At 66.6% G+C, this 26,141-nt stretch carries 26 protein-coding genes and 1 pseudogene; 15 read left to right on the top strand and 12 right to left on the bottom strand.

Annotated elements, in window-relative coordinates; all coding sequences use genetic code 11:
- The 4 genes from Q0Q02_RS16705 to Q0Q02_RS16720 form a co-directional block, all read right to left on the bottom strand.
- A partial coding sequence (locus Q0Q02_RS16705; RefSeq protein WP_293810946.1) for a TorF family putative porin occupies positions 1 to 665 on the bottom strand: 665 nt, incomplete at its 3' end.
- Between the two features lie 212 nt (positions 666 to 877).
- Positions 878 to 2,308: a murein L,D-transpeptidase family protein gene (locus Q0Q02_RS16710; RefSeq protein WP_293810948.1), complete on the bottom strand. Its 1,431-nt coding sequence runs from the start codon at positions 2,306 to 2,308 to the stop codon at positions 878 to 880.
- 200 nt (positions 2,309 to 2,508) lie between these two features.
- Complete coding sequence (locus Q0Q02_RS16715) at positions 2,509 to 3,462, bottom strand: acetyl-CoA carboxylase carboxyltransferase subunit alpha (protein WP_293810950.1); 954 nt, start codon at positions 3,460 to 3,462, stop codon at positions 2,509 to 2,511.
- A gap of 103 nt (positions 3,463 to 3,565) precedes the next feature.
- Complete coding sequence (locus Q0Q02_RS16720; protein WP_293810951.1) at positions 3,566 to 4,333, bottom strand: class I SAM-dependent methyltransferase; 768 nt, start codon at positions 4,331 to 4,333, stop codon at positions 3,566 to 3,568.
- Positions 4,334 to 4,473: 140 nt separating this feature from the next.
- Between Q0Q02_RS16720 and gloB the strand changes: the two genes are divergently transcribed.
- The 3 genes from gloB to Q0Q02_RS16735 are packed head-to-tail and all read left to right on the top strand — an operon-like array spanning position 4,474 to position 6,462.
- Positions 4,474 to 5,238 carry a hydroxyacylglutathione hydrolase gene (gloB, locus tag Q0Q02_RS16725; protein ID WP_293810953.1) on the top strand — a complete coding sequence of 255 codons (765 nt, stop codon included), beginning with the start codon at positions 4,474 to 4,476 and terminating at the stop codon, positions 5,236 to 5,238.
- A 2-nt stretch (positions 5,239 to 5,240) separates the two neighbouring features.
- Positions 5,241 to 5,702, top strand: a complete 462-nt coding sequence (locus Q0Q02_RS16730; protein WP_293810955.1) for a cupin domain-containing protein — start codon at positions 5,241 to 5,243, stop codon at positions 5,700 to 5,702.
- A 1-nt stretch (position 5,703) separates the two neighbouring features.
- The gene (locus tag Q0Q02_RS16735) at positions 5,704 to 6,462 is read left to right on the top strand and encodes a GNAT family N-acetyltransferase (RefSeq protein WP_293810957.1); all 759 of its coding nucleotides are present in this window, start codon (positions 5,704 to 5,706) and stop codon (positions 6,460 to 6,462) included.
- Between the two features lie 105 nt (positions 6,463 to 6,567).
- On the opposite strand, the gene Q0Q02_RS16740 is transcribed toward Q0Q02_RS16735, so the two are convergent.
- Entirely contained in the window at positions 6,568 to 7,044 is a 477-nt protein-coding gene (locus Q0Q02_RS16740) for a DUF2938 domain-containing protein (protein ID WP_293810959.1), read from the bottom strand.
- Positions 7,045 to 7,390: 346 nt separating this feature from the next.
- Here Q0Q02_RS16740 and Q0Q02_RS16745 point away from each other — a divergent pair.
- From Q0Q02_RS16745 to Q0Q02_RS16760, 4 genes and pseudogenes are all read left to right on the top strand, one after another.
- Positions 7,391 to 7,696 (top strand): annotated as a pseudogene (locus Q0Q02_RS16745) (ROK family protein); the annotation flags it as partial.
- 286 nt (positions 7,697 to 7,982) lie between these two features.
- The gene (locus Q0Q02_RS16750) at positions 7,983 to 10,529 is read left to right on the top strand and encodes a DUF3772 domain-containing protein (RefSeq protein ID WP_293810961.1); all 2,547 of its coding nucleotides are present in this window, start codon (positions 7,983 to 7,985) and stop codon (positions 10,527 to 10,529) included.
- Between the two features lie 4 nt (positions 10,530 to 10,533).
- Complete coding sequence (locus tag Q0Q02_RS16755) at positions 10,534 to 11,058, top strand: CAP domain-containing protein (protein ID WP_293810963.1); 525 nt, start codon at positions 10,534 to 10,536, stop codon at positions 11,056 to 11,058.
- A 163-nt stretch (positions 11,059 to 11,221) separates the two neighbouring features.
- Positions 11,222 to 12,448 (top strand): crosslink repair DNA glycosylase YcaQ family protein, encoded by a 1,227-nt coding sequence (locus tag Q0Q02_RS16760; RefSeq protein ID WP_293810965.1) that lies wholly within the window; start codon positions 11,222 to 11,224, stop codon positions 12,446 to 12,448.
- On the opposite strand, the gene mutT is transcribed toward Q0Q02_RS16760, so the two are convergent.
- The 5 genes from mutT to Q0Q02_RS16785 all read right to left on the bottom strand — a co-directional run bounded on the left by mutT (position 12,414) and on the right by Q0Q02_RS16785 (position 16,580).
- Complete coding sequence (mutT, locus tag Q0Q02_RS16765; protein WP_293811004.1) at positions 12,414 to 12,830, bottom strand: 8-oxo-dGTP diphosphatase MutT; 417 nt, start codon at positions 12,828 to 12,830, stop codon at positions 12,414 to 12,416. The two genes, Q0Q02_RS16760 and mutT, sit on opposite strands and share 35 nt — an antisense overlap.
- Entirely contained in the window at positions 12,827 to 13,342 is a 516-nt protein-coding gene (locus Q0Q02_RS16770) for a carboxypeptidase regulatory-like domain-containing protein (protein ID WP_293810967.1), read from the bottom strand. The genes mutT and Q0Q02_RS16770 overlap by 4 nt, the downstream gene beginning before the upstream one ends.
- Complete coding sequence (locus Q0Q02_RS16775; RefSeq protein WP_293810968.1) at positions 13,339 to 14,268, bottom strand: DMT family transporter; 930 nt, start codon at positions 14,266 to 14,268, stop codon at positions 13,339 to 13,341. The genes Q0Q02_RS16770 and Q0Q02_RS16775 overlap by 4 nt, the downstream gene beginning before the upstream one ends.
- Positions 14,249 to 15,499 (bottom strand): bifunctional glutamate N-acetyltransferase/amino-acid acetyltransferase ArgJ, encoded by a 1,251-nt coding sequence (gene argJ, locus Q0Q02_RS16780; RefSeq protein ID WP_293810970.1) that lies wholly within the window; start codon positions 15,497 to 15,499, stop codon positions 14,249 to 14,251. Before argJ ends, Q0Q02_RS16775 begins: the two co-directional genes overlap by 20 nt.
- A gap of 235 nt (positions 15,500 to 15,734) precedes the next feature.
- Positions 15,735 to 16,580, bottom strand: coding sequence for a peptidylprolyl isomerase (locus Q0Q02_RS16785; RefSeq protein WP_293810972.1), 846 nt, complete (start codon positions 16,578 to 16,580; stop codon positions 15,735 to 15,737).
- Between Q0Q02_RS16785 and Q0Q02_RS16790 the strand changes: the two genes are divergently transcribed.
- From Q0Q02_RS16790 to serA, 6 genes are all read left to right on the top strand, one after another.
- Positions 16,579 to 16,722 carry a hypothetical protein gene (locus Q0Q02_RS16790; RefSeq protein ID WP_293810974.1) on the top strand — a complete coding sequence of 48 codons (144 nt, stop codon included), beginning with the start codon at positions 16,579 to 16,581 and terminating at the stop codon, positions 16,720 to 16,722. The genes Q0Q02_RS16785 and Q0Q02_RS16790 overlap by 2 nt on opposite strands.
- A 219-nt stretch (positions 16,723 to 16,941) precedes the next feature.
- A complete protein-coding gene (gene secA / locus Q0Q02_RS16795) occupies positions 16,942 to 19,722 on the top strand; it encodes a preprotein translocase subunit SecA (RefSeq protein WP_293810976.1) in 2,781 nt (926 codons plus the stop codon).
- Positions 19,723 to 20,048: 326 nt separating this feature from the next.
- Positions 20,049 to 20,564 carry an invasion associated locus B family protein gene (locus Q0Q02_RS16800; RefSeq protein WP_293810978.1) on the top strand — a complete coding sequence of 172 codons (516 nt, stop codon included), beginning with the start codon at positions 20,049 to 20,051 and terminating at the stop codon, positions 20,562 to 20,564.
- A 239-nt stretch (positions 20,565 to 20,803) separates the two neighbouring features.
- The gene (locus tag Q0Q02_RS16805; RefSeq protein ID WP_293810980.1) at positions 20,804 to 21,787 is read left to right on the top strand and encodes an SPFH domain-containing protein; all 984 of its coding nucleotides are present in this window, start codon (positions 20,804 to 20,806) and stop codon (positions 21,785 to 21,787) included.
- An 11-nt stretch (positions 21,788 to 21,798) separates the two neighbouring features.
- A complete protein-coding gene (locus Q0Q02_RS16810) occupies positions 21,799 to 22,245 on the top strand; it encodes an NfeD family protein (protein ID WP_293810982.1) in 447 nt (148 codons plus the stop codon).
- A gap of 275 nt (positions 22,246 to 22,520) precedes the next feature.
- Positions 22,521 to 23,780 (top strand): phosphoglycerate dehydrogenase, encoded by a 1,260-nt coding sequence (serA, locus tag Q0Q02_RS16815; protein WP_293810984.1) that lies wholly within the window; start codon positions 22,521 to 22,523, stop codon positions 23,778 to 23,780.
- A gap of 18 nt (positions 23,781 to 23,798) precedes the next feature.
- On the opposite strand, the gene Q0Q02_RS16820 is transcribed toward serA, so the two are convergent.
- Entirely contained in the window at positions 23,799 to 23,975 is a 177-nt protein-coding gene (locus tag Q0Q02_RS16820; protein ID WP_293811006.1) for a hypothetical protein, read from the bottom strand.
- Positions 23,976 to 24,165: 190 nt separating this feature from the next.
- On the opposite strand from Q0Q02_RS16820, the gene Q0Q02_RS16825 reads away from it, so the two are divergent.
- Both Q0Q02_RS16825 and Q0Q02_RS16830 read left to right on the top strand, forming a co-directional pair.
- Positions 24,166 to 25,158, top strand: coding sequence for an LLM class flavin-dependent oxidoreductase (locus Q0Q02_RS16825; RefSeq protein ID WP_293810985.1), 993 nt, complete (start codon positions 24,166 to 24,168; stop codon positions 25,156 to 25,158).
- Between the two features lie 245 nt (positions 25,159 to 25,403).
- Positions 25,404 to 25,859 (top strand): Fur family transcriptional regulator, encoded by a 456-nt coding sequence (locus Q0Q02_RS16830; protein ID WP_293810986.1) that lies wholly within the window; start codon positions 25,404 to 25,406, stop codon positions 25,857 to 25,859.
- Positions 25,860 to 25,867: 8 nt separating this feature from the next.
- Here Q0Q02_RS16830 and Q0Q02_RS16835 read toward each other — a convergent pair whose 3' ends face one another.
- Positions 25,868 to 26,140, bottom strand: coding sequence for a GNAT family N-acetyltransferase (locus Q0Q02_RS16835; protein WP_293810987.1), 273 nt, complete (start codon positions 26,138 to 26,140; stop codon positions 25,868 to 25,870).
- Position 26,141: the final 1 nt, after the last annotated feature.

A 26,141-nucleotide genomic window follows, 5' to 3' on the forward strand; every position in this document is an offset into this window, starting at 1 on the left:
GGCGGCACCGTCGACCAGATCGCGAGATTGGTGGTGCCGAGCCAGTAATGGCCGAATTCACCGGAGACCGAGAGGCCCTCCAGGAAGGGCAGGCTGTACTTGGCGGTCACCGAGGCATAGGTGCCGCTCGCCCCGGTGCCGAGCCAATCCCAGGCGTAGAAGACATTGGCGCCGAGCGTCAGGCTCTCTGCGAAGGTGTAGGAGACCTTGCCGTAGACCTCGGTGTAGTCGGTGTTCTTCGGCGTCCAGAACGCGCCGGTGGCATCGATGAGCTGCTTCTCGCTCGGGTAATAGTACTGCATCACGCCGAGATCGAAGGCGAGGTCGCCGAACTTCGGCCGGATCCCGCCGTAGAAATCGATCTCGGCATCGGGCCGCGTCGCCAGATCGACGCTAGAGCCGTAGACGCCGAGATAAAACAGGTTGTTGTAGATCTGCAGCTCGGCGCCGCCGCCGATGCCGGGCTTGCGGTTGGTCTGCGAGATGCCGCGGAAATTGTAGTCGGTCTGGGCCTTCACGTTGACGGCGATATCGAACCAGGTGATCGACGGGACGACCGGGACCGGCGGTGCGCCCTTCTTGCTCGGCAGGTCGGAGGCCTGGGCGCCGCCAATGCCGGCCGCCAGAGCCAGGCCGAGTATCGAGGAACGGAAGAGATCGGACATCTGCTGGAACCCCTCGCCGCGCGCGGATCGTGCTGTCGTCTCATGAAGCGGGCGGGGGCGGTTTTCCGGCAAGGCGAGCTTTTGGGCTGAACGCACAGCCAAAAAGCAAAGGCCCCCGAAACGAGGGCCTTCGCGCCTGCAAAAAAGGCAATCCGGATTATCTGCCGAAGAGTGACAATTATGTTACGCTATCGGGTGATCGTCCGATGGCTTCAGCGTTGCACCGGCTGGCTGGCATAGGCCGCCGTCGACTGGTCGAGACTGGAGGTCCTGAGGCCATTGGCACGGCGCGGCGGCAGCGGCGCGCTGGTGGTCGTCGGCGAAGCCGGGACAACCGACGCGATCGGAGCAGAGGCGGTGGTCATGCCCTGGTCAGCCGTGCCGCCGAAGGTCGGCATGAAGCTGAGCGCACGCTGCAGGAACGGCTTCTCCTCGGCCGTGGCTGCCGGAGCGGCGGGCACGACCGGGGTGGAGGAGGCGCTGGCCAGCACCGGCGCCTGCTGGGCATTGCCCGGGGCGACCTTGGCGAGCTGCGTCGCGGCAGGGGCCGCGGCCGGGCGCGGCGCCACGACGGGCTTGGTTTCGGCCGGCTTGGCGGGTTCCTCGACCGGCGCTGCAGCGACGGCGGCGAGGATGGCATCGTTATCGGCGGAGGCGGCGCGGATGGTCGCCTTGGCCTTGCCGGCATTGTCGAGCACGACGACGCGCGGGCCGGAGGCGAGCGCATCCTCGCGGCTGATGCCGACATCGCGCGACGCCCAGGAGGCCGAGCGGTTCAGGGCATCGGCGCCGTTGGAGGCCAACGCGCGCTTGAACGAGGCGTGCTGGTCGCCATCATCGTAGATCAGCTTGATCGCGGGTGTGCCCTTGGCGACGAGCGCGGCGACCTGGACCTCGTCCTCACGGCGCTTCTCGGCAACGGCGGCCGGGGCCTGGCCGCCATTGAAGACATAGCGGCCGCCGGCGACGGACACGGCCGGCTCATCCTTCACGACCTCGAAATAATCCGAGCCTTCCTTCAGGTTCTTCCAGAAGGCGATGTTGGGGTCGAGCCGGTGCTTGGCCAGGTTCTGCGCGGTCATCCGGAAGGGATAGGCCTGCATCTGCACGGCACGCTGGCCGGCATTCTGCGCCTCGCGCACCAGGGCATAGATCTCGCCGATCTGGTCGTCCGTCATCGAATAGCAACCGGCCGAGGAGCAGGCGCCGTGCACCATCAGATGCGCGCCGGTGCGGCCGTAGGAGCGGTCATAGGCGTTGGGATAGCCCATGTTGAACGAGACGTAATAGGACGAGTTCGGGTTCATCTGCTGGGGCGCGATGGCATAGAAGCCCTCCGGCGCCATGCGATCGCCCTCGCGGACCTTCGGACCGAGCTGGCCGGACCAGCGGCACATGGGATAAGTCTTCAGCAGCGCGTACCGGCCGTCGGCCTTGCGCTTCCAGACCTCGAGCTCCGATTCCTTCTTGAAGGAACGGATGATGATCGGCTGGTCCTTGCTCATGCCCTTCTCGGACATGAGGGCATAGGTCGCGCTCGGAATCGGGATGTTGTGCCGGGCGGAGCCGCGATAACGGTCCTCCTCGCAGGCAGCTAGCGTCAATGCAACAAAAGCCACGAGCGCGAGTTGCTTGATTGCCACGTCGTCAATCCCATCGAACGGCAGGCCGGGGCGCGACCTGTGACTTCGCAAGACGGCCAAATTGTGCCCGTCGACTCGTTGTAGATGCGTTAGCCTTGAGGGTTCCTTACCATAGGCTTCCCGCGTCTGGCCACATGGTCAACGGGAGGTAAAGAGCTCCTGCTTTCGCGGGTGCGGTATATCTCGCAGCCTGGGATTGCTCAGAGATTGCGGCCGATCGCGAGGAACTTGTCCGCCCGCTTCGCGACGATGTCGTCGGCGCCAAGGCCGGCGAGATCGCCGAGCGCGGCGGCGATGGCGTCGCCCGCGCGGTTGATCGCGGCCTGGCCGTCGCGATGGGCGCCGCCGGTCGGCTCCTGCACGATCCGGTCGATGATGCCGAATTTCAGCAGGTCCTGCGCGGTGATCTTCATGCCGGTCGCGGCGTCCTGGGCGCGCGCGGTGTCGCGCCAGAGGATCGAGGCCGCGCCTTCCGGCGAGATCACCGAATAGATCGCGTGCTCCAACATCATGACGCGGCTGGCGGCGGCGATCGCGATCGCCCCGCCCGAGCCGCCCTCGCCGATGACGAGGGCCACGCTCGGCGTACGCAGGCCGAGCCAGGCTTCGGTGGAGCGCGCGATGGCCTCGGCCTGGCCGCGCTCCTCAGCCTCGATGCCGGGATAGGCGCCGGCCGTGTCGACGAAGCTCAGGACCGGCAGGCCGAAGCGGTCGGCGAGCTCGGCCAGGCGCACGGCCTTGCGGTAACCCTCGGGCTTCGGCATGCCGAAATTGTGCCGGATGCGGGTTTCGGTCGAATCGCCCTTCTCCTGGCCGATGACGCAGACCGGCTCGCCGCGGAAGCGGCCGAAACCGCCGACGATGGCTTCGTCCTCGCCGAAGGCGCGATCGCCGGCGAGCGGAGTGAATTCCGTGATCAGCCCGGCGCAGTAATCCTTGAAATGCGGGCGCTGCGGATGGCGCGCCACCAGCGTCTTCTGCCAGGGCGTCAGCGCGGCATAGAGCTCCTTCAGCGCCTGGCTGGCGCGGGCGTCGAGCTTGCCGATTTCCTCCGATAGGGAGATGCCGTCGCCGCGTGCCTCGAGGGCCCGCAGCTCGTCCGCCTTCGCCTCCAGCTCGGCGACCGGTTTCTCGAAATCCAGATAGCTACGCATCGTGATCCAGTTCAGATTCCGCGCCGAAAGCGGGCGGAGCGGCGGTTTATAGTGAAACCGGGCTTGAAAAGCGGCGGACCTTGGCCGCGCCACGGCGAAATTGTCAACCCGTTCCTGGCCTGACGGGTGGGTTTGCCGCACGCGGCGTCGGTGAAGCCTGCGGAAGCAGGACGGGTCTGAGCGCAAAGCTGCGCCGTGTCGCCCGCAAGGGCGCGCGCCGGTAGAACTGCTTGGTGGCGTCGATGATATGGACGCCGGCGAAGGGCAGCGAGAGGCTTGCACCGATCTGTTCCCAGGCCAGCGCCGAGCGCATCATAAGGCGCCTTTGCAGGGGCGGGACATAGAGCGCCTCGGTCCAGTGCTCGGGCGAGAACTCGGCGCCACGCATCAAGGCCGAGAGCTGGCGCCGGCTGAAGGGGCGGCCCTGGCCGAAGGGCGTGCCGTCCATGCGGGCCCAGAGCCCGCGCCGGTTCGGCACGACGAGGATCATCCGCCCGCCGGGATTGAGCACGCGCGAGACCTCTTCCAGCAGGTCGTCCGGGCTTTCCGTTTCTTCCAGCGCGTGGACGAGCACGACCCGGTCGATCGAGGCCGTCGGCAAGGGCAGCAGCGTCGGCTCGACCAGGGCGGAGGCCGAGAGGCCGGGCGAGGGCCAATTCACCACGCCCTGCGCTGCCGGCATGAAGGCGATGGTCCGCTCGGCCTGCATCCCGAGCACGGAGAGATAGGGCGTCGAATAGCCGAGGCCGAGCAGGCGCTGGCGCGCGCAATCCGGCCAGAAGCGCAGCATCGCCCGGCCGATGAAGCGCCGGGCCACATGGCCGAGCGGGCTCGCATAGAAGGCGCGCAGATCGACGACGTCGAGAGGCATGGCGCCTGAGATGGAACGCACAAGGCCCGAACGCAAGGGCTGTCCTGCGGCAGGGCCGGGTTGATCGGCGGCCGGGCATGGCCCATGCAAGGCGCATGACCGCCTGCCGTTCCGGTGGGCCGCCCCTGCCGGAGGAAGCCATGCCGCTCGACCTTCACGTCTTCCGTACGCTCAACGACAATGCGGGCGCACTGCTCCATGACCCCGCCAGCGGTGCCTGCGCCGCCATCGATGTGCCCGAGGCGAGCGAGACGCTTGCCGCCGCCAGGGCCAAGGGCTGGACGATCAGCGACATCTTCATCACTCATGCCCATCACGACCACACGCAGGGCGTCGCCGAAGTGAAGCAGGCCACGGGCGCCCATGTCGTCGGTCCGGCCGATGCGCGGACGGGCGCGCCGATCGACCGGGTTCTGGGTGAGGGCGACACGGTGTCTTTCGGTGGCGAAAGCTTCGAGATCTGGCATACGCCCGGCCATTCCGATGGTCATCTCAGCTTTGTCGGGCGCGGGGCCAGGCTCGCCCTGGTCGGCGACGTCGTCTTCGTCATGGGCTGCGGGCGGGTCCAGCCCGGCCAGATGGAGCGGATGTGGACTTCGCTCTCGCGCCTGATGGCGCTGCCGGGCGATGTCCGCCTGCTCGGCGGCCATGACTACACCCTCTCCAATGCCCGCTTCGCCCGCTCGGTCGATTCCGCGAACGAGGCGCTCAAGGCGCGCTTCGCCGAGGCCGAGAAGGCCAAGGCCGAGGGCCGTTTCTGGGCGCTGACCACGGTCGCCGAGGAAAAGGCGACCAATCCGTTTTTCCGGGCCGGCGAGCCGGCGCTGGCGAAGGCGGTGGGCCTGCCCGGCGCTGCGCCGGGCGCAGTCTTCGCGGCCTTGCGCGAAGCCAAGAACCGGTTCTGACGATGACGATGCGGCTGGACGGGCTGACGGCGGCGGAGGTCATCCGCCTGCTCGATCTCAAGCCCCATCCGGAAGGCGGCCATTATCGCGAGACTTTTCGCGATCCGGCCGGGCCGGAGGGCAGGGGGTTCTCGACCGCGATCTATTATCTGCTCGATACCGGCGAGACTTCGGAATGGCACCGCGTCGATGCCGCCGAAATCTGGCACCATTACGCCGGGGCGCCGCTGGTGATCACGGTTTCGCCGAACGGCCATGATGCTTCGGCCCATCATCTTGGCACCGAGCTTGCTGCCGGCCAGCGGCCGCAATTCGTGGTGCCGGCCGGCTGGTGGCAGAGCGCGACCTCGCTCGGCGCCTGGACGCTGGTCGGCTGCACGGTCGCGCCGGGTTTCGAATTCAAGGGCTTCGAGATGGCGTCGCCGGGCTGGCGGCCGACACCGCGCAAGCCTTCCGGGGGATAAAATGCTGACAAGGACGGACGACAGCGAATTCGTGCTCGGCTGCGAGCGGCGCATCATCAATGCCTGGCCGGCCTTGTCGACGCTCGTCGTCGGCGACTGGGTGCTGCGCTTCGCCAACGGCTATTCGGGCCGGGCCAATTCGGCGACACCATTGAGCTATGGCGCTGAGCTCGACGGCGCGATGCTCGACCTGATCGAGGAGCTCTATCGCGCCGACGGATTGACCCCCGCGATCCGCCTGACGCCGCTGGTGGCGGATGCGACGCGCGCCGCCGTGCTGGAGCGCGGCTACCGGGTCAAGGACAAGTCCTTCGGCCAGATCGCGCCGCTTGCCGGTTTCACGGCGTCCGAGGAGGCGGAATTGCAGATCGAGGCGCGCCCAAGCCAGGAATGGACGGCCGGTGTTGCCGCCCTGCAAAGCGGCAACAAGACCCATGCCGGCAATCTCGCTGGTATCATCGAGAAGGTCCGGCTGCCGGCCGCTTTCGCGACCTGGCTGGTCGAGGGGGAGGCGGTCGCCTTCGGCATGAGCGTCGCCGAGCGCGGCATGGCCGAGATCGGCCTGATCTGCGTCCATCCCGATCATCGCGGCCATGGCTATGGCCGAAAGATCATGCAGGGGCTGATGGGCTGGGCCGCGGCGACGGGCTGTCACAGCGCCTATCTGCAGGTCGAGCAGAGCAATGCCGTTGCGATCAACCTCTATGGCAGCCTCGGTTTCCGGCAGCTCTATGCCTACGAGACGCGCATTCTCGATTGACGGGCGTCATTCTCGGGCTTGACCCGAGAATCTCTGGCCGGAGAAGGTGCCGGAGCATCCGCGTCACGAGATGCCCGGGTCAAGCCCGGGCATGACGCGTGGAATCTACCGCGTCAGCAGCGCCGTGCCGTAGAGGCCGATGGCGAAGAGCGTGTGGCTGACGAAGTTCAGCAGGCGGATCTGGTTCGCGTTCGGCTTCTTCGAGGCGGCGATGCCCATGCCCATCCCGGGCTGCAGGATAAACCAGCCGCAGCCGATCGTCGCCCAACCGACGACGAGCGCCGGCAGGAAGGTCGGGTTACGGACCCAGCCGGCACCGGCGATCATCAGCACGATGCCGGCGAAGGCGATGCCGACGAGATAATGGCAGATCCAGCCAATCGCGAGCTCGCCGGCGACCGGTTCGGATTTCGCGATGTCCTCATGCCGGACGCGGCCGCGCGGTAGATGGGCGAACCAGCGGCCGGGCATCGCCCAGTTCGGCTGGGGAAAGCCGAAAAGTCGCAGGAATTGAGCCCAGATATCGGTCAACGCGGTCGCGCCGACCCCGATGATCACCATCCGCAAGATCAGATCCGACACGTTTCGCCCCCCGAACCGCATCGACGCGGCTTGCCACCTGTTGGAGCGGCGATCGCGGCAGCGGTCAACAGCCGCAGCGATCCGGCTGCGCGCAGGGGCACTGCATGCGGCGCATCGCCCCGACAGCGGAACCGCGATAGCTGCCGGCGGGTTGCCTCCGCGGGTGCATTAACGAGCGAGGGGGAAGATCATGGCCACGGCGACCGCCGAGACGCCACGCCATGCTGCCAAGGCCGCGACCGGGCCGCATGGCGCCGTCGAGCTGCCCTCGGTCGTGGTCACCAGTTACAATCTGGAGGTTCGCGACGATGACGGCTTCGTCGGCGACAAGGCGAGCCGCGGCGCCTTCACCGGCGTCGGCTACCCCGGACTGATCCAGCCCGACGGCGCCATTGACCGGGGTGCGCAGAACCTGCCCGGCAATTGGGAAAGCAGCCGCTTCAACCTCGTCGACAGCATCCGTGATCTCGTGCCGGAGATCGGCGACCACGACATCGAAGTGCTGATGCTCAACGATGCCGTGATTCAGGGCCCGAGCGAGATGCCGGCGATGCAGGATGTCGAGAACTGGGCCGTGCTGACGATCGGCACCGGCCTCGGCAACGCGAGCTACCGCAACCGCGCCAAGGCCGGGGGCAAGGCGCGCGATTGAGCGCGCGTGGCTGAAAGCTGCTGCCTTGCCATCTTCAGGTCGTGTTTTGCGGGGATGAGGCGGCGGGGTCCGTCTCACCGCTCCGTTCCCTCCGCAAGCCCGGGAGCCCTTTGTGCCGGTCGAATTCCGCTCTTCATCTTGCCTTGCGGGCATGGCTGTGCCGAGGGTCGAGCCGGAGCCGAATCATCTGCAAGGACAGGGCCGCACCTTCATGGCAGCGCGCAGGATGCAAGCGTCGTTTTCGAATCTGCGAAGCCTCCTCGCGGCCTGCTTGGTTCTCGTCGCCATGGCGTGGGCGGCTGTGGCGCCTGCTCTTGCCCAGGTGGCTGCGGAGCCGGGCAGCCTGCGCGCCCGACTGGACAGCGTCCGCACCGATCTCGCGCAGATCGAGACGACATTGGCCTCGCCCAATCCCGGCGACGCTGAACTGCAACGGCAACGCCTGCGCCTGCAGCCTTCGCTCGACCAGCTGCGCGGGATCATCGACGAGCAGGCGCCGAAGGTCGAGCAGGCCAAGCTCCGGCTCGATCAGCTCGGCCCGAAGCCGGAGGCGAGCGCCCCGGCCGAAAGCGCCGAGATCGTGCGCGACCGCGAGGCCAGGGCCAAGGCCTTTGCCGATGCCGACGAGACGCTGAAGCTCGCCAAGGCCTCGCTGCTCCAGGCCGAGCAATTGCAGAGCAGCATCGGCGACAAGCGCCGGGAGATCTTCGCCAAGGAATTGTTCGCGGCCGGTCCCTCGGTGGCGAATCCGGAGGTCTGGGGCAACGCCATCGCCACGGCGCCGGAAGATTTGCGCGCTTCCGGCTACATTTTCGGCGGCTGGCTGGAGGGTGTCAGCGAAGCCTTCTCCGGCACACGCGGCACGGTTGTCGCCTTCGCCCTGATGGGTGCGATCCTGCTTTATCTGGCCCGCGCGCGCTATCTGCCACGTTTCAAGGCGCGCTTCAGCAACACGCAGGACACCGGCAACCTGCATTGCCTCTATGTCGCGCTCGCCCATATCGTCGCGGGCGCGGCGCCGCCGGTATTGGCGAGCTGGCTGATGTACAAGGCGCTGAACACGACGGGGCTGCTGCCGCCGCGCATCCAGCCGGTGATCTGGGCCGTCGTCGTGGGCCTCGCCTTCTTCGCCTTCGTGCAGGCGCTCGCCGATGCGCTGTTCGCGCCGTCGAGCCCGCAGCGGCGCCTGGTCAAGGTGATGGATACGACCGCGCGCAGCGTCGTCTGGATCGCGAGCTCGCTTGCCGCGGTCATGTCCATCAGCAAGGTTTTCGAGGCCTGGCTGCAGGCCATCGCCGCCGGCCTCGCCATCTCGATCATCGTGAAGGCATTCTTTGCCGTCCTGTTCGCGCTCGCCCTGATCGCCGGGCTCTACCAGATCCGCGACGACGACGAGGTCGAGCAGGAGGCTTGCCTCGGTCCTTACGTCCCGGTGGACGGCGCAAGCCTGGGGCCGGTGCGCATCCTCGGCTGGGTCATCGGCTTTGCCATCATCGCCGCGACGCTCAGTGGCTATGTCATCTTCGCGGCTTTCCTGGCCGAGCAGGCGCTCTGGGTCGGCATCGTCGCCTGCCTGTTCCTGCTGGCCTTCCAGTTCATCGATCTCGGCATCCCCCGGCTGTTCGGCGGCAAGGGCCGCTTTGCGCTCACGCTGAAGGCGGGCATGGGCCTGCGCGCCGCTACGCTCGACAAGATCTCGGTCATCGGCGTCGGCGTGCTGAAGCTCCTGCTGATCGCGGTGACGGTGCTGCTCGTCCTGGCGCCCTGGGGGCTGGAATCGAGCGATTTCCTCGTTTCGCTCCGGGCCGCCTTCTTCGGCTTCCAGGTCGGCGGCGTCACCATCTCGCTCTCGACGATCGTCGTCGGCGCGGTCGTCTTCGCGATGGGGATCGGCGCGACCAGGGCGATGCAGCGCTGGCTCGAGCAGCAGTTCCTGCCAACGACCACGCTCGATCCCGGCCTGCGCAACTCGATCACCACGGCTGCCGGCTATATCGGCTATATCGCGGCGGCGGCGATCACGGTCTCGGCGGTGGGCCTGAGCCTGGAGCGCCTGACTCTGGTCGCCTCGGCCCTCTCGGTCGGCATCGGTTTCGGCCTGCAATCGGTGGTGTCGAACTTCGTGTCGGGCCTGATCCTGCTCTGGGAGCGGCCAATCCGGGTCGGCGATCAGGTGCTGGTTGGCGACGTCGAAGGCATCGTCAAGCGCATCAATGTCCGCTCGACGGAGATCGCGACCTTCGACCGGGCGACCGTGATCGTCCCGAACTCGAACCTGATCTCCGGTATTGTCCGCAACCGCGTCCGCAACGACCGCACGGGCCGCGTGCTGATCGCGCTCACCGTGCCGCGCACGCTCGATGCCGGCCAGGTGCGGGCGATGCTGTCCGAAGTCGCCTCGAACCATGGCGACGTCATGCAGAAGCCGCCGCCGGCGGTGATGTTCAAGAAGCTCGGCACCACGACGATGGATTTCGAGCTCGTCTGCGTGGTTGGCGATGTCGAGATCACCGGACGCGTCAACAGCGACCTGAATTTCGCGATCCACAAGCGCCTCGCCGAGATGGAACCCGCTGCCGCCGTGCCCGAGTTGATGGTGCGGGGGCTGGAGGGTGTCGAGCACTCGCTCGGCAGCATCGCCGAGGCGGTCGGACGGGGAGAAGGCGCGCGCAGCCGCGCGAAGCGGGAGGCGCCGAAGCCCGCCCCGGCCAGCTCGAGCCGCCGTGCGCGCAAGCCGGTCGCGGCGGAGGAGCCAGAGGAGGAAGGCGCGGAGGCCAACAAGCCCGCTCCCGCCCCGCTTCCAGAGCCCGCCAAGGACGATAATAAGGAATGATCGGATGCTCAGCTTTCTGCGCCGCGCCGCGGCTTCGCGCGCGATGACCTGCCCGGTTGCGCTTGCCGGCGCTCTCGCGCTTCTCGGTGTCGCCGGCTGTACCGAGCCGCAGCGGCAGGCCCAGCCGGCCTTCTATCGTGATCTGGGTTCCGCTTCGGCGCAGGTTGATACGGAGCAGGCGCGGGCGATGATCTCGGCCTATCGCCTCAATGCCGGGCTCGGTCCCCTCGTGCTCGATCCCGTGCTGGTGGAGGCGGCGCAGCGCGAAGCGACCGCCATGGCCGGCTCTGACAAGCCCGCCCAGGCCGACGCGGTCAAGGCGCGTCTCGCCCGGGAGGGGCAGCCGGGAGCCGAGGCCAATCTGTCGGCCGGCTATCGCCGCCTGGCGGAGGCGTTCTCAGGCTGGCGGGATTCGCCGCAGCACGATCGCGTCATGAAGGACGCCAAGGCCAAGCGCATGGGCCTCGCCACGGCCTATGCGCCCGGCTCGAAATACCAGGTCTACTGGGCGCTGATCGTCGCGCCGTAGCCGCTCGCGGTTTCAGGGGCGTCCGCCCTGGTTTGAGCCGGACCTCGAAGGGCTGCGGGAGTATACGCCCCGCGGCAGCACTGACGGACTCCCGCCAACCGCTGTCAGCTACGTCGCCAGCGGCCTCTTACCGGATGTCGCCGGCGCCGCTAGCTTGCATCGCATGCCTCCGCGCCCACGCAAGCCGATCTCCCTCCCCGTCGAGCAGGCTCGCCGCCTCTGGCTCCAGGCCCAGCGGCTCGACCGGCGCGATCCCTTCGGGACCGGGCCGGAGGCGGCGCGCGCCGCGATCGAGCATCTCGGCTATGTCCAGATCGACACGATCAACGTGATCGAGCGCTGCCACCACCATATCCTCTATGCCCGGATCCCGGCCTATCGCCGGGCCGATCTCGCCCATCTGCAATCGGTCGAGAAGAGCGTCTTCGAATACTGGACGCATGCGCTGGCTTACGTCCCCACCCGCGACATCCGCTATTTCCTGCCGGCGATGAAGGCGCATCGCGAGGAGCCGAAGCGCTGGTCGGCAGTCGGTGCCCGCGAGGAAACGCGCAAGCTTTTACGCCGCATCCGCAGGGACGGGGCGCTGACGATCCGCGACATCGAGGAGGAGCTGATCGAGAAGGCGCATCTCTGGGCCAGCAAGAAGCCGTCCAAGGGCTTGCTGGAGCGGGCCTTCTACGATGGCGAGCTGGCGATCGCGGCTCGCTCCGGCATGGTCAAGACCTATGAATTGTTCGACCGGCATTTCCAGTGGGAGAGGAAGCCGACACAGGCGAGCGAGCGGCAGATCACCGCCTATCTGCTCGACCGGGCGCTGAAGGCACAGGGGCTGGTCAGTCTCGACTCGATCTGCCATCTCGACGCGCCCTCGAAGAAGGCGGTGGCTGAATTGATCGCCGCCCGTGTCAAGCGCAAGGAACTGGCGTCGGTGGCTGTCGACGGCGCCGGCAAGACCCAGCACTGGGCGTCACCCGCCGTGCTGGAGCCGCTCGCGGCACCGGACGAGACGCTGATCCATATCCTCTCGCCCTTCGATCCGCTGATGATCCAGCGCAAGCGGGCAAAACTCCTCCTCGACTACGCCCATGTCTTCGAGGCCTATCTGCCGAGGGAGAAGCGGGTCTACGGCTATTTCGGGCTGCCGGTGCTGGCCGGCGAGCGTGTCGTCGCAGTGCTCGACCTCAAGACCGATCGGGCGGCCGGCAAGCTCCTGATCCAGCAATGGACCTGGCTCGACGGCTGCGAGACGCCGGCCTTGAAAGCAGCGATCGAGGACGAGTTGCAGCGATTCGAGCGTTTCCAGCTCGGGCTGGACGAAGGGCAGGCTACGGCTTTCGCCCCGGAGCAGCTCCTCACGCTCCCAGAAGGTCGATCAGCGACGGGATGAGGGGCTCGTCGGCCGGCGGCATGGCGAGATCGCGCAATTTGCCGGGGCGGACCCATTTCAGCGCCTGGCCCTCGCGGGACATCGCCGTGCCTTCCCAGCGCCGGCAGATATAGAGCGGCATCAGCAGGTGGAATTCGGGATAGGCAAAACTCGCGAAGGTCAGCGGCGCGAGGCAGTTCTCCTTGACGGTGATGCCGAGCTCCTCGGAGAGCTCGCGGATCAGCGCGGGCTCCGGCCGCTCGCCCGCTTCGAGCTTGCCGCCGGGGAACTCCCAGAGGCCTGCCAAGGCCTTGCCTTCCGGGCGTTGCGTGACGAGGACGCGGTTGTCGGCATCGATCAAGGCGCAGGCGACGACGAGAAGCAGCTTCACAGGGGAACTCAGTTGCCGGAGAGGATGACCTGGACGGGCTCGGTCTCCTTACCCGTCAGCGTGACGCTGTCATAGACCGAGCCGCCCTCGCGGGTGAAGGCCGTCTCCTCACCCCAGATCACCTGAGTGGTCAGGAAATAGCTGCCCGGCGCGACCTTCTCGAAGGCGAAGCGGCCATTGGCCTCAGCCTTGGTCGTGCGGGTATAGTCGGAATAGGCGGGGTCGATGGCGTCGTCGCGGGGATAGGCGCTGTGGGGGACGTATTTGCCCTTGCCGTAGAGATTGGCGAAGCGTTCGCGGGCGAAGCTCGTGACCGGGACGAGGCGCACGACCTGCCCGGCGGCATTGACGACCACACCGCTCGGCTTCGTCCGGAAGGCATGGCCGGTGATGACGCCGGTGCCGGATTTCTTGATGAAGGCGGCCTCCTCGGCGGAGAAGGCCACGGTCGCCGGTTTGCGCTCGACGCAACCCGCCATGATGGCACCGGTCAGCACCGTCGCCGCGATCGTCCCGATCCTCATGAGGCCCCCACCCTGCGCGGCGCCGTCGTGACGAGGAAGACGCCGGCCAGGATGATGCAGCCGCCGAGGATCTGCCGCAACTCCAATGCTTCGTGCAGGACGACGACGCCCAGAATCACCGCGACCGTCGGCACGAGATAGCCGGTCATCGCCGCCCGCGTCGGCCCCGCTGCCCGGATCAGGCGCATGAAGACCGTGACGGGAATCGCGGTCGCGAGCACGCCGAGTGCCAGCATCGTCGGCAGGTGGTCAAGCACAGGCAGGAAGGCCGACGGGCCAAGTACGGCAAGCGTGAGTGTCGTGGCGATCGTGCCCGAGAACATCTGCTGCCCCAGCGCCAGCCGGGCAGGTTCGCCGGTCGCGGCCGGCACGGAGCGGACATAGAGATTGGCGGTGGTGTAGCTCAAGGAGGCGCCGATCATCGCCAGCACGCTGAGCGCCGTGCCGCCGCCTTCGAACAGGCGCGGGCCGATCAGCATGGCGACGCCGGCCATGCCGAGCAGGATGCCGCCGAGCCGGCGCCGGGTCAGCCGTTCCTCTGCGAAGAAGAAATGTGCGCCCAGCGCGGTGACGAGCGGGCTCGCCGCCTGGATCATCGCGCCCGGGCCGCTGGCGAGCTGCGTCAGCGCATAGGCGACGAGTACGTTCGGCAGCCAGCCATTGGTGGTGCCGAGGACGAGCCATGGCACGATCTCGGCCCGGCGCGGCAGCGGGTTCTGCCGGCGCCCCAGGCTCCAGAGCGCCAGCGCGGCCGCGCCGAGCAGCCCGCGCCCGGCCGCGATCGCGAGCGCCGGAACCTGCCCGCTCATCAGCTTGATGAACAGGTAGCTCGAGCCCCAGAGCAGGGCGCAGATCGCGAGATTGATGGCGATGAAGCTGCGGCTCGGCTCGTGCGCGGCCGAAGCCTCAGGAGCGGTAGTCGCCATTGATCTCGACATAGGCCTTGGTCAGATCGCAGGTCCAGACCGTGGCCTTGCCGCGTCCCAGCCCGAGATCGGCGGTGATGACGATATTGTCGCCCTTCATGTAGTCGGACACCGCCTGCTCGTCGTAGGACGGGGCTCGGGCACCCTGGCTGGCGACGACGATCTCGCCGAAGCCGATATCGAGCCTGTCACGATCGGCCGGTTCGCCAGCCTTGCCGACGGCCATGACGACGCGGCCCCAATTGGCGTCCTCGCCGGCGATGGCGGTCTTGACCAGCGGCGAATTGGCGATCGAGAGGGCGACGCGCTTGGCGGAGCGGGCCGAGGCCGCGCCGGTGACGCGCACCTCGACGAATTTGCGGGCGCCTTCGCCGTCCTTGCAGACGAGATGGGCGAGCTCCAGCAGGATCGAATTCAGCGCTCGCTTGAAGCTGGAGAGTCTGCTGTCATTGATTTCGGTGATCGCCGGCACGCCGCGGGAAGCGGCCTTGCCCGTTGCGAAGAGCATCAGCGTGTCCGAGGTCGAGGTATCGCTGTCGACGGTGACGGCGTTGAACGAGCCCTTCACGCCCTTGGAGAGCAGCGCCTGCAGGACCGGCGCGGCGATCGGCGCATCGGTGAAGACGAAGGAGAGCATCGTCGCCATGTCCGGCGCGATCATGCCGGCGCCTTTGGCGATGCCGGCGATGACGACCTCCCTGCCGTCGATCTTGGCCTTGCGGGTCAACGCCTTCGGGAAGGTGTCGGTGGTCATGATCGCGCGGGCGGCGTCGATCCAGGGGCCGTCGGCGGCGCGTTTGGCGCATTCGTCCAGCACGCCCTTGAACTTGGTCGCGTCGAGCGGCTCGCCGATCACGCCGGTCGAGGCGATGAAGACCTCCTGCGGCTTGCAGCCGGCAGCCTTGGCGGCGATTTCGGCGGTGAGCTTGACCGCATCACGGCCCTTCAGGCCGGTGAAGGCATTGGCATTGCCGGAATTGACGACGACGGCGCGGGCGGAGCCTTGGGCGAGGTTCTCGCGGCACCAGTCGACCGGGGCCGAAGGGCATTTCGAGCGGGTGAAGACGCCGGCGACCTGCGTGCCCTCGTCGAGCAGGGCGAACCAGACGTCCTGGCGGCCCTTGTAGCGGATGCCGGCCTCGGCAGTGGCGAAGCGCACGCCCGGAATCGGCGGAACCTTGGGCTGGCGCTTCGGCGCGAGCGGGGAAACGGGGACATCCTTGCCGGCCATCGCGACTTCCTCCTGCGGAGCGCTGCTGGAGGGCCGGCGAATCGTCCTTCTCGCCGGGCAGCGCGTCTCGTTCGAGAGCCCCTCTGCCGCAGGCCGGTGACGAAAACAAGAAGGGCGGCCGCAAGGGCCGCCCTCCAAAATTGCTGTGCGCGTCATGCTCGGGCTCGCCCCGAGCATCTCTTGCCGGAGATTCTCGGGTCTGCGCTTCGCTCCGCCCGAGAATGACGGCCTTGGATCAGTTCTTCTTCGGCTCGGCCGGCTTGGCGGCGTCGGCAGGAGCCGCCGGCTTGTCGAGGCGCTCGACCTTGGCCTTCTCGCGCATGGCGAGGATGAGGTCCTGCTGGGCCTTGCGCTCGAGATACTGGTCGATCTGCGGCTTCACGGCGGCGAAATCTGGCAGCGGCTTGGAACGTTTGTCCTCGAGCTTGATGACATGCCAGCCGAACTGGCTCTTCACCGGCGCGGAAACCTCGCCCTTCTTCAGCTTGAAGGCGGCTTCGGCGAATTCCGGCACCATGCGGTCCTTGGTGAACCAGCCAAGATCGCCGCCTTCCTTGCCGGAGCCCGGATCCTTGGAGAGCTCGGCCGCGACCTTGGCGAAATCCTCTCCCTTCTTCAGCCGATCGACCGCAGCCTTGGCCTGCGCCTCGTCCTCGACGAGGATGTGGCGGGCATGGGCCTCTTCCTCGGGCGTCATGGCCTTGGTGGTGTCGTCGAAGAGCTTCTTGGCGGCGTCGGCCGTGACGGCCTTCTTGCCTTCGCGCGTCAGATATTCGTCGAGCAGCACCTTCTCGCGGTAATAGGCGAGGCGGGCGGCGAAATCGGGGGTATCGCCGATCTTGGCCTCGGCCGCGGCCTTGGCGCCGAGCTTGAGGTCGACGAGATAGTTGATCACTTCGTCGCGCTTGCGCTCCTCGGGGAGCTGGGCAAGGCGCTCGCCGAGATCCTCGGTCGCGAGCTGGATGTCCTTCTCGGTGATGGCGATGCCGTCGACCTTGGCGACGACCTTGTCAGCCTGGGCGAAGGCCGGGCCCGCCAGCAGCGCGAAGCCGAGGACGGCGATGAAACGGGCTGAGCTCATGAATGACGGCCTTTCGTCGGAAAACCTGGACGGTTTGGCGGCTGCACTGCCCGATGAACGCGGCAAAGGCAAGGCGGTTCAGGCGATCGCGGCGGCCGATCACGCAGCTTTGCACCGGCCCCGATGCCGCAGCGTCGCATGATCTCAGGCGCAGGCTCTTGGAAGCGGAACGGAAAAACCCCACATCGGAGCCGAATTCACTTGCCGTTTCGCTGCCGATAGGACGAAACGCATGCTGGACCCTGCCCGCGCTCGCGTCTAAACACGCGGTCGCATTTCGAGAATACCGAACCTTCGGTTCGCGCGCGACAAGCGATTACGCGCCGGCCGGGGGCTCAACGCATCACCTGAAAGGCCCAACATGCTTGGCGCGCTCGCAAAGAAACTCTTCGGCTCGTCGAATGACCGCCGCGTCAAGGGCTACCAGCCTCGCGTCGCCGCGATCAACGCCCTGGAGCAAGAGCTTTCGGGACTGAGCGACGAGGCGCTGAAGGCGCGCACCGAAGAGTTCAAGCAGCAGGTCGCCGATGGCAAGAAGCTCGATGACCTGCTCGTGCCTGTCTTCGCCACGGTGCGCGAGGCGGCCAAGCGCGTGCTCGGCCAGCGGCCTTATGACGTGCAGCTCATCGGCGGCATGGTGCTGCACGAGGGCGCCATCGCCGAGATGAAGACCGGCGAAGGCAAGACGCTGGTCGCGACGCTGCCGACCTATCTCAACGCCCTCGAAGGCAAGGGCGTCCATGTCGTCACCGTCAATGACTACCTCGCCCGGCGCGACGCCGAGTGGATGGCGAAGCTCTACAACTTCCTCGGCCTGACCGTCGGCATCATCGTGCATGGCCTCGACGACGAGGAGCGCCAGCGCGCCTATGCCTGCGACATCACCTACGGCACGAACAACGAGTTCGGTTTCGATTACCTGCGCGACAACATGAAATACGACGTCGCGCAGATGAGCCAGCGCGGCCACCATTTCGCGATCGTCGACGAGGTCGATTCGATCCTGGTCGACGAAGCCCGCACGCCGCTGATCATCTCCGGTCCGCTCGACGACAAGTCGGACCTCTACGTCTCGATCGACAAGGTGCTGCCGGGCCTCATTCCGGCCGATTACGAAGTCGACGAGAAGCAGCGCACGGTGGCGCTGACCGAGGCCGGCAACAATCATATCGAGGAATTGCTGCGCGAGGCCGGGATCTTGAAAGAGGGCGATCTCTACGACGCCCACAACGTCACGCTGGTCCACCACGTCAATCAGGCGTTGCGCGCGCATTCGCTGTTCATCCGTGACAAGGACTATATCGTCCGCAACGACGAAGTCGTGATCATCGACGAGTTCACCGGCCGCATGATGCCGGGCCGGCGCTATTCGGAGGGGCTGCATCAGGCGCTGGAAGCCAAGGAGCATGTCACCGTCCAGCCCGAGAACGCGACGCTGGCCTCGATCACCTTCCAGAACTATTTCCGCCTCTACCAGAAGCTCGCCGGCATGACCGGCACGGCCGCGACCGAGGCCGACGAGTTCTTCCAGATCTACAAGCTCGAGGTCGTCGAGATCCCGACCAACGTTCCCGTCGCCCGCAAGGACGAGGATGACGAGGTCTACCGCACCTTCGAGGAGAAGGTCCGCGGCGTCATCCGCGAGATCCAGGCCGCGCAGGAGAACGGCCAGCCGGTGCTGGTCGGTACCACCTCGATCGAGCGCTCGGAGCTGATTGCCGAGATGTTGGAGAAGGCGGGCTACAAGCTGCTCGACTTCACCAATCCGACGGCGCTGGAGCCGATCTACGAGGCCGCGCGCGCTGGCAAGACGACCAAGGCCTTCGCGGTGCTGAACGCCCGCTTCCACGAACAGGAAGCCTATATCGTCGCGCAGGCCGGCGTGCCCGGCGCGATCACCATCGCTACCAACATGGCCGGCCGCGGCACGGACATCCAGCTCGGCGGCAATGCCGAGATGCGGATCAATCACGATCTCGCCGGCTTGGAGGAAGGCCCGGAGCGCGACGCCAAGGCTGCCGCCATTCGCGCCGAAGTTGCCGCGTTCAAGCAGCGCGTGCTCAAGTCCGGCGGGCTCTATATCGTCGGCACCGAGCGCCACGAGAGCCGGCGCATCGACAACCAGCTGCGCGGCCGCGCCGGCCGTCAGGGTGATCCCGGCCGCTCCAAGTTCTTCCTGTCGCTGCAGGACGATCTGATGCGCATCTTCGGCTCCGACCGGATGGACGGCATGCTGCAGAAGCTCGGCCTCAAGGAGGACGAGGCGATCGTCCATCCCTGGATCAACAAGGCGGTCGAGAAGGCTCAAGGCAAGGTCGAGGCGCGCAATTTCGACATCCGCAAGAACATCCTGAAATACGACGACGTCATGAACGACCAGCGCAAGGTCGTGTTCGAGCAGCGCCGCGATTTCATGAAGCAGGCCAGCGTGCGCGAGACCATCGACGACATGCGCCATGGCGTGGTCGAGGATGTCGTCGCCCGTCACATCCCGGAAGAGGCCTATCCCGAGCAGTGGGACACCCCCGGCCTCAAGCAGGAGGTGATCCAGCATCTCAACCTCGATCTGCCGGTCGAGGACTGGGCCAAGGAAGAGGGCATCGCCGACAGCGAGATCCGCGAGCGCATCCGCAAGCTCGCCGACGAGGATTATGCCGGCCGCATCGAGCGCAATACCGACGAGGTCATGACCTATGTCGAGAAGCAGGTGCTGCTGCAGTCGCTCGACCATCTCTGGCGCGAGCATCTGGTCACGCTCGACCATCTGCGCCAGGTCATCGGCTGGCGCGGTCTTGCCCAGCGCGACCCGCTGCAGGAGTACAAGCAGGAGGCCTTCGAGCTGTTCGACGGGCTGATCGGCCATCTGCGCCAGCAGGTCACCGGCCATCTCTCGCGCATCGAGGTGCGCTTCGACCAGCCCGAGGAGCAGGCGCCGATGCAGGGGCTGGACGGCGCAGGCTCGAGCTCGGGTTTCGGTGACTATGGCGCGACCGGCGTGCAGTTCGCCGCCACCGATGCCGAGACGGCCGTGCTCGACCGCAACCCGGCCGATCCCGAGACTTGGGGCAAGGTCGGCCGCAACGAGCCCTGTCCCTGCGGTTCCGGCAAGAAGTTCAAGCACTGCCATGGCCAGTTCGCCTGAGGCATTGTCTTCCTGAATGCATTCGATGCCCGGCCCTGTGCCGGGCATCGTCGTTGTGGGGCATTTGATTTCTCGACGGAACCACGCCGTTATCCCGGACAAGCCGCGAAGCGGCGCTGATCCGGGATCCATCACAGGGCTCCGGAGCCTTCTGATGGATCCCGGGGCAAGCCCGGGATGACGCTGCGGTTCCGAGGAAAATCGGCAGGCGCTGGCGACCGCCCGGCCCGTCCTGCGCCGGATCGACGCATGGATTGTCCAGGCCCTATTTACGCCTCGGTAACATTCTCCTTTCCAAGTTGGCCGCGATGAAAGGAGATGAGACCATGTTCAAGACAGCGCTTTCGGCTACCTGCCTTGTCGCTCTGGCGAGCACGGCCGTACAAGCGGCGGGCCCCACGTCATTGGGCCAGTTCGGTGATTGGAATGCGGCCACTTACGCAAAGGGTGATCTGGCACGTTGCTTCATCATGAGCAAGCCTTCGTCGAAGGAACCGTCAAATTTGCGCCATGGCGAAGTCTTCTTCTTCGTCCAGACCGGCGATAAAGACTCGAATACGGAATCGAGCTTCCAGACGGGTTACGACTTCGCGCAGGACTCGGTCGTCACCGTCACGATCGGCGACGACAGCTTCCGCATGCTGACCGAGGGCAGCAATGCCTGGCTCGAACGGCTGGAGCGGGAGCCGGCGCTGCTCGCCGCGATGCGTGCGGGGAGCAGCATGACACTCGAGGCGCGCTCGCTGCGCGGCAACGTCACCACCTATCAGTTCTCGCTTGCTGGCGTGACCGCGGCGTCGCGCATGCTGGCGCGCTGCAATACGGATGCGACCCAGAGCTAGCGATCGGCCTGACATCGAGCCGTCATTGCGAGGAGCGCAGCGACGAAGCAATCCAGGGGCCGCAGAGCTGAACGGCTCAACCCAGTCCCGCTGGATTGCTTCGTTTCGCTCGCAATGACGCTGCGAGACCTGGGCGAACACCGACTTCGCTCAGGCTGCGCGCTTGCATCCGGCCCTCGCAGACGCCAGTTTGTGCACCGTATGGGCAGGACGGCGCATCGGCGTCGCAGGGGGACGAGATGGACTTGTCGGGCTTCAACATCGCCGTGATCCTCCTCGTGGCGCTGGCCATCCTGACGATCGCGCGCGGCGTCCGCACCGTCCCACAGGGCTTCAACTATACCGTCGAGCGTTTCGGCCGCTATTCGCGCACGCTGAGCGCCGGTCTCGCGCTGATCTGGCCCTGGATCGACCGCATCGGGCACAAGGTGAATGTCATGGAGCAGGTGCTCGACATTCCCTCGCAGGAGGCGATCACCAAGGACAATGCCGGCGTGCGCATCGATGCCGCCGCCTTCTTCCAGGTGCTCGACGCCGCCAAGGCCTGCTACGAGGTCGCCTCGCTCCACGATGCGCTGATGGTCCTGACCATGACCAATATCCGCACCGTCGTCGGCTCGATGGACCTCGACCAGCTGCTGTCGCATCGCGACGAGATCAACGAGCGGCTGCTGCGGGTGATGGACGCCGCGGCCTCGCCCTGGGGCGTCAAGGTTACGCGCATCGAGATCCGCGACATCCTGCCGCCGGCCGATATCGCCGGTGCGATGAACCGGCAGATGAAGGCCGAACGCGAGAAGCGCGCCGCCGTGCTCGAGGCCGAGGGTCTGCGGCAGGCGGAGATCCTGAAGGCTGAAGGCGCCAAGCAGTCGCAGATCCTCGCCGCCGAAGGCCGCAAGGAAGCGGCGCTGCGCGATGCCGAAGCGCGCGAGCGGCTGGCGCAGGCCGAGGCGAATGCCACGGCGATGGTTTCGGAAGCGATCAGCCGTGGCGATATCCAGGCTGCCAATTTCCTCATCGCGGAGCGCTATACCGATGCGCTGAAGGCAATCGCCTCGAGTCAGAACAGCAAGGTCGTGATCGTGCCGATCGAGGCCGCTTCGCTCGCCGGTACGGTCGGCGGTATCGCGCAGCTCACGAAGGCCGTGTTCGGCGAAGACGCGACGGCGCAACGCCGCAACGGGGCCGGCTCTGTGCCGGTTTCCGGGCGCACCAGCGGCTGAGGCAGGCGACGATGCCCGACTGGCTTGCGACACATAATGGCTGGCTCTGGGCGATTCTCGGCTTGCTGCTCATCGGCGGCGAGATGCTGGCGCCGGGCGTCTTCCTGATCTGGCTCGGGTTGGCCGCGCTCATTACCGGCGCGGTGGTCGGCATCCTGGGACTCGGCTGGCAGGCGGCCTGCATCGTCTTCGCGTTTCTCGCCATCGCCTGCGTCGCTGTCGGGCGCCTGCTGACCCGTCGCAAGAGCGAGGAGCCGGATGCCGCGACCGGGCTCAACGATCGCGGCCGACAGCTCATCGGCAAGGTGTTTCGGCTGGACGCGACGATGGCGGGCGGCGAGGGGCGCGTGCGCGTCGGCGATTCGTCCTGGCGCATCGTCGGCCCGGAATTGCTGGCCGGCACCGAGGTCAAGGTCGTCAGGGTCGAGGGCTCGACGCTGGTCGTCGAGAAGGTGTGAAGGCCAACTCCAAATTCTCAGCCCTCATCCTGAGGAGCAAGCAAAGCTTGCGTCTCGAAGGATGCTCCAGGAGGCTCCGGAGATATCTGGAACATCCTTCGAGACGCGCTCTCCGAGCGCTCCTCAGGATGAGGGCTTGAGGTTCAGTCGATCTCCGAAAGGGCCATGAGGTTTTTGCATCCGCTGCGATGTTTTTCGTAGCAGCGTTGCGTCCAGGGCGTTGGCCTCCTCGGCTGTGGGGACTATAGCAACCGCTCCTCCGTGAGCGCATCGTCATGACCAGCCCCAGCGAACGCCTTTCCCTTCCGAAGGACCGCATCAAGGTTCTGCTCCTGGAAGGTATCAACGATTCCGCCGTCGAACTGCTGCAGCAGGCCGGTTACAGCAATCTCGAACGGCTGCCGAAGGCGCTCGATCGCGACGGCCTGCTCAAGGCGATCCAGGGCGTGCATGTGCTCGGCATCCGCTCGCGCACCCAGCTCACGCCGGAGATCTTCGCCGGCGCCGATCGGCTCTTCGCCGTCGGCTGCTTCTCGGTCGGTACGAACCAGGTCGATCTCGAAGCGGCGCGCTTGCGCGGCGTCCCGGTGTTCAATGCACCGTTCTCGAACACGCGCAGTGTTGCCGAGCTCACCATCGGCGAGATCGTCATGCTGCTCCGGCGCATTCCGGACCGCTCGCGCGACGCGCATCAAGGCGGCTGGGACAAGTCGGCCAATGGCTCCTTCGAGGTGCGCGGCAAGACGCTCGGTATTGTCGGCTACGGCAATATCGGCAGCCAGCTCTCGACGCTGGCCGAGGCGATGGGCATGCGCGTGATCTACCATGATCACACCGACCGGCTGCGCCACGGCAATACCGAGCCGACCAAGAACCTGAAGGCTCTGCTCGGCGCAGCCGACATCGTCTCGCTGCATGTGCCGGAGACGCCGCAGACAGCCGGCATGATCGGCGCAGCCCAGATCGCCGCGATGAAGAAGGGCGCCTATCTCATCAACAATTCGCGCGGCACGGTCGTCGATCTCGACGCGCTGGCGGCGGCGCTGAAGAGCGGGCATCTCGCCGGGGCGGCCGTCGACGTCTTCCCGGTCGAGCCTGCATCCAATGCCGAGCGTTTCGTCACGCCGCTGCAGGGGCTCTCCAACGTGATCCTGACGCCGCATATCGGCGGCTCGACCGAGGAGGCGCAGGAGCGCATCGGCGCCGAGGTCGCGCGCAAGCTGATCGACTATTCGGATGTCGGCTCGACAGTGGGCGCCGTCAATTTTCCGCAGGTGCAGCTGCCGGCGCGTGCCATCGGCACGCGCTTCATCCATGTCCAGCGCAACGTGCCAGGCATGCTGCGGCGCCTCAACGACGTCTTTGCCAACCGCCAGGTCAACATCGCCGCGCAGAACTACCAGACCGACGGCGAGGTCGGCTATGTCGTGATGGAAGCGGACAGCGTCTCAAGCAGCGATGCGCGCGCCATCCTCAAGGAAATCCGCGCGCTCGACGGGACGATCCGCGCCCGCCTGCTCTACCAGCGCGACTGACGCGCCGGGGCGGCCACCTCAATCGTGGCTCCCCGGTTTGGTCGGCGTTTCGACGGCGACGGGATCGCTGGCGGGGAAGGTGTCCTTCAGGGCCTTTTCGAGCATGTCGTCTTTGCCATGCTCGCGCGCGGCCCTGCGCTGCTCCCTCTGCTCCTTGCGCAGGCTTTCCTTCGCCGGGTTGGCGGTCTTGGTCATGGTCGCTCCCTTCGGCGTGGCGTTCTCCAATAGGTAAACGCGGGAGCGCGCCGGCCGTTCCGCCAGAACGCCAGCGCAAGCGCGCCATGACGAAGCTTGTCGCCCTCTGGACCGAGCTGGCCAGTCTTCCCATCTGGTGAAGCCACGTCGTCTCGCCGGCCTCCTCCCGGCGCCAGCCAGCAGGGCCATCATGGTCGCGATCTCCGTCCTCGATCTCGTTCCCGTCGTCGAAGGGGAGGGGCCGCGCGAGGCGCTGCTGAAATCCACCGACATGATCCGCCATGCCGAGCGGCTCGGCTATACCCGCTACTGGGTCGCCGAGCATCACAACATGGTCGGCATCGCCAGCGCAGCGACCTCGGTGGTGATCGGCCAGCTCGCGGCGGCGAGCAGCACGATCAGGGTCGGCGCTGGCGGCATCATGCTCCCGAACCATTCCCCGCTGGTCATCGCGGAGCAGTTCGGCACGCTGGAGGCGCTCTTCCCGGGGCGCATCGATCTCGGTCTCGGCCGCGCGCCCGGCACTGACCAGCTCACGCTCAGGGCGCTGCGCCGCAGCCCGATGTCGTCGGACAATTTCCCGCAGGACGTGCTCGAATTGCAGGCGCTGTTCGCACCGGCCGGGCCGAACCAGGCGATCCGCGCCGTGCCGGGCGAGGGGCTGAACGTCCCGCTCTGGATCCTCGGATCGAGCCTGTTCGGCGCGCAGCTCGCAGCCGAGCTTGGGTTGCCCTACAGCTTCGCCTCGCATTTCGCGCCGGACGCATTGATGCAGGCACTCGCCGTCTATCGCGAGCGCTTCAAGCCGTCCGAGCAGCTTGCGAGCCCGCATGCGATGCCGGGCATCAATGTCGTGGCCGCCGAGACGGACGAGGAGGCGCGCCGTCTCGCGACCTCGCTGCAGCAGCGCTTCGTCGGCATGGTCCGCGGTGCGCGCGGCAAGCTCCAGCCGCCGATCGACGATATCGAGCAGTACTGGTCGCCGGCCGAGAAGGCGCATGTCTCGGGGATGTTGCGCTATGCCTTCATCGGTTCGCCGGAAACGCTGAAGCGGACGCTCGGCGCCTTCCTGCGCGAAACCAGGGCGGACGAGATCATGATCACTGCACCGATCTTCGACCATGAGAAGCGCAAGCGGTCCTATGAGCTCGTCGCCGAGATTGCGGCCGGGCTTGAGGCATAGGGTTTGTTGATCTTTCGCGGAGACACGCCGTCATTCCGGACAAGCCGCGTCAGCGTCGCCGGTCCGGAAGCCATCGAAGGGCGTTGAGCTCCATGATGGCTTCCGGGGCAAGCCCGGAATGACGTGCCATCTCACTGCGGGTCTTGTTTATTGCGGTTGATTCCTATTTGCATTATTGCTGCAAATGAGAATGATTTTCTTATAGCTGTTTTTGCAATTGGCCAACGGCATTGCTATGGCAAGGCATGACCGAAACCGACCGGCGCATTGCCGTTTTCGAGAGCCAGCTGAAGGGGGCCGGGCTGCGGATGACGCAGCAGCGGCGATTGATCCTGCGCGTGCTGGCCGAAGCCGACGACCACCCCGATGCAAAGGGCATCTTTACCCGCGCTTTCGCGCATGACCCGACGCTGTCGCTCTCGACCGTCTACCGGACGATGAAGGTGCTGGAATCGCAGGGCGCCATCGAGCGCCATGCCTTCGAGGACGGCATCTCGCGCTATGAGCATGCCGACCAGGAGCATCACGACCACCTGATCGACGTCGATTCGGGCGAGGTGATCGAGTTCTCCTCGGATGCGATCGAGGAGTTGCAGCGGCGGATCGCGGCGGAGCTCGGCTACGAGCTGGTGCGCCATCGCCTCGAGCTCTACGGCCGCAAGAAGCCGCCGGCACGCCGGAGCGGCAAGAAGAAGTCCTGATCGCTGGCCTAGCCGTCGACGACGTCCTCGTATTCGGGGTGCTTTGCGAGCCAGCCCTTGAGGAATTCGCAGCGGACCACGGCCTTGCGCTTGCTCGCCCGGAGCAGCTCGAAGACGCCCTTTGCCAACCTTGAGCCGACGCCCTGCCCGGCGAACTGCTCGGGTACTTCGGTATGGACCAGCACCAGCCGCTGGCCGTCGCGGCGATAGGCGACGAGCGCGGTGCCGCCGTCGAGCGACAGTTCGAAGCGGTTCTGCTCGGGGTTCTCGACGACATCCATG

It is taken from the genome of uncultured Allobosea sp. (assembly GCF_945956895.1).
In the GTDB taxonomy this organism is placed as follows: domain Bacteria; phylum Pseudomonadota; class Alphaproteobacteria; order Rhizobiales; family Beijerinckiaceae; genus Allobosea.

Coding starts and splice junctions, on each gene's coding strand:
- Q0Q02_RS16735 (WP_293810957.1), top strand. CDS start 5,704: ATGCTGACAAGGACGGACGACAGCGAATTCGTGCTCGGCTGCGAGCGG.
- Q0Q02_RS16755 (WP_293810963.1), top strand. CDS start 10,534: ATGCTCAGCTTTCTGCGCCGCGCCGCGGCTTCGCGCGCGATGACCTGC.
- Q0Q02_RS16720 (WP_293810951.1), bottom strand. CDS start 4,333: ATGCCTCTCGACGTCGTCGATCTGCGCGCCTTCTATGCGAGCCCGCTC.
- Q0Q02_RS16790 (WP_293810974.1), top strand. CDS start 16,579: ATGAATGACGGCCTTTCGTCGGAAAACCTGGACGGTTTGGCGGCTGCA.
- Q0Q02_RS16785 (WP_293810972.1), bottom strand. CDS start 16,580: ATGAGCTCAGCCCGTTTCATCGCCGTCCTCGGCTTCGCGCTGCTGGCG.
- Q0Q02_RS16825 (WP_293810985.1), top strand. CDS start 24,166: ATGGTCGCGATCTCCGTCCTCGATCTCGTTCCCGTCGTCGAAGGGGAG.
- Q0Q02_RS16775 (WP_293810968.1), bottom strand. CDS start 14,268: ATGGCGACTACCGCTCCTGAGGCTTCGGCCGCGCACGAGCCGAGCCGC.
- Q0Q02_RS16770 (WP_293810967.1), bottom strand. CDS start 13,342: ATGAGGATCGGGACGATCGCGGCGACGGTGCTGACCGGTGCCATCATG.
- Q0Q02_RS16830 (WP_293810986.1), top strand. CDS start 25,404: ATGACCGAAACCGACCGGCGCATTGCCGTTTTCGAGAGCCAGCTGAAG.
- argJ (WP_293810970.1), bottom strand. CDS start 15,499: ATGGCCGGCAAGGATGTCCCCGTTTCCCCGCTCGCGCCGAAGCGCCAG.
- Q0Q02_RS16800 (WP_293810978.1), top strand. CDS start 20,049: ATGTTCAAGACAGCGCTTTCGGCTACCTGCCTTGTCGCTCTGGCGAGC.
- Q0Q02_RS16715 (WP_293810950.1), bottom strand. CDS start 3,462: ATGCGTAGCTATCTGGATTTCGAGAAACCGGTCGCCGAGCTGGAGGCG.
- Q0Q02_RS16730 (WP_293810955.1), top strand. CDS start 5,241: ATGACGATGCGGCTGGACGGGCTGACGGCGGCGGAGGTCATCCGCCTG.
- serA (WP_293810984.1), top strand. CDS start 22,521: ATGACCAGCCCCAGCGAACGCCTTTCCCTTCCGAAGGACCGCATCAAG.
- Q0Q02_RS16820 (WP_293811006.1), bottom strand. CDS start 23,975: ATGACCAAGACCGCCAACCCGGCGAAGGAAAGCCTGCGCAAGGAGCAG.
- gloB (WP_293810953.1), top strand. CDS start 4,474: ATGCCGCTCGACCTTCACGTCTTCCGTACGCTCAACGACAATGCGGGC.
- secA (WP_293810976.1), top strand. CDS start 16,942: ATGCTTGGCGCGCTCGCAAAGAAACTCTTCGGCTCGTCGAATGACCGC.
- Q0Q02_RS16835 (WP_293810987.1), bottom strand. CDS start 26,140: ATGGATGTCGTCGAGAACCCCGAGCAGAACCGCTTCGAACTGTCGCTC.
- Q0Q02_RS16805 (WP_293810980.1), top strand. CDS start 20,804: ATGGACTTGTCGGGCTTCAACATCGCCGTGATCCTCCTCGTGGCGCTG.
- Q0Q02_RS16750 (WP_293810961.1), top strand. CDS start 7,983: ATGGCGTGGGCGGCTGTGGCGCCTGCTCTTGCCCAGGTGGCTGCGGAG.
- Q0Q02_RS16760 (WP_293810965.1), top strand. CDS start 11,222: ATGCCTCCGCGCCCACGCAAGCCGATCTCCCTCCCCGTCGAGCAGGCT.
- Q0Q02_RS16810 (WP_293810982.1), top strand. CDS start 21,799: ATGCCCGACTGGCTTGCGACACATAATGGCTGGCTCTGGGCGATTCTC.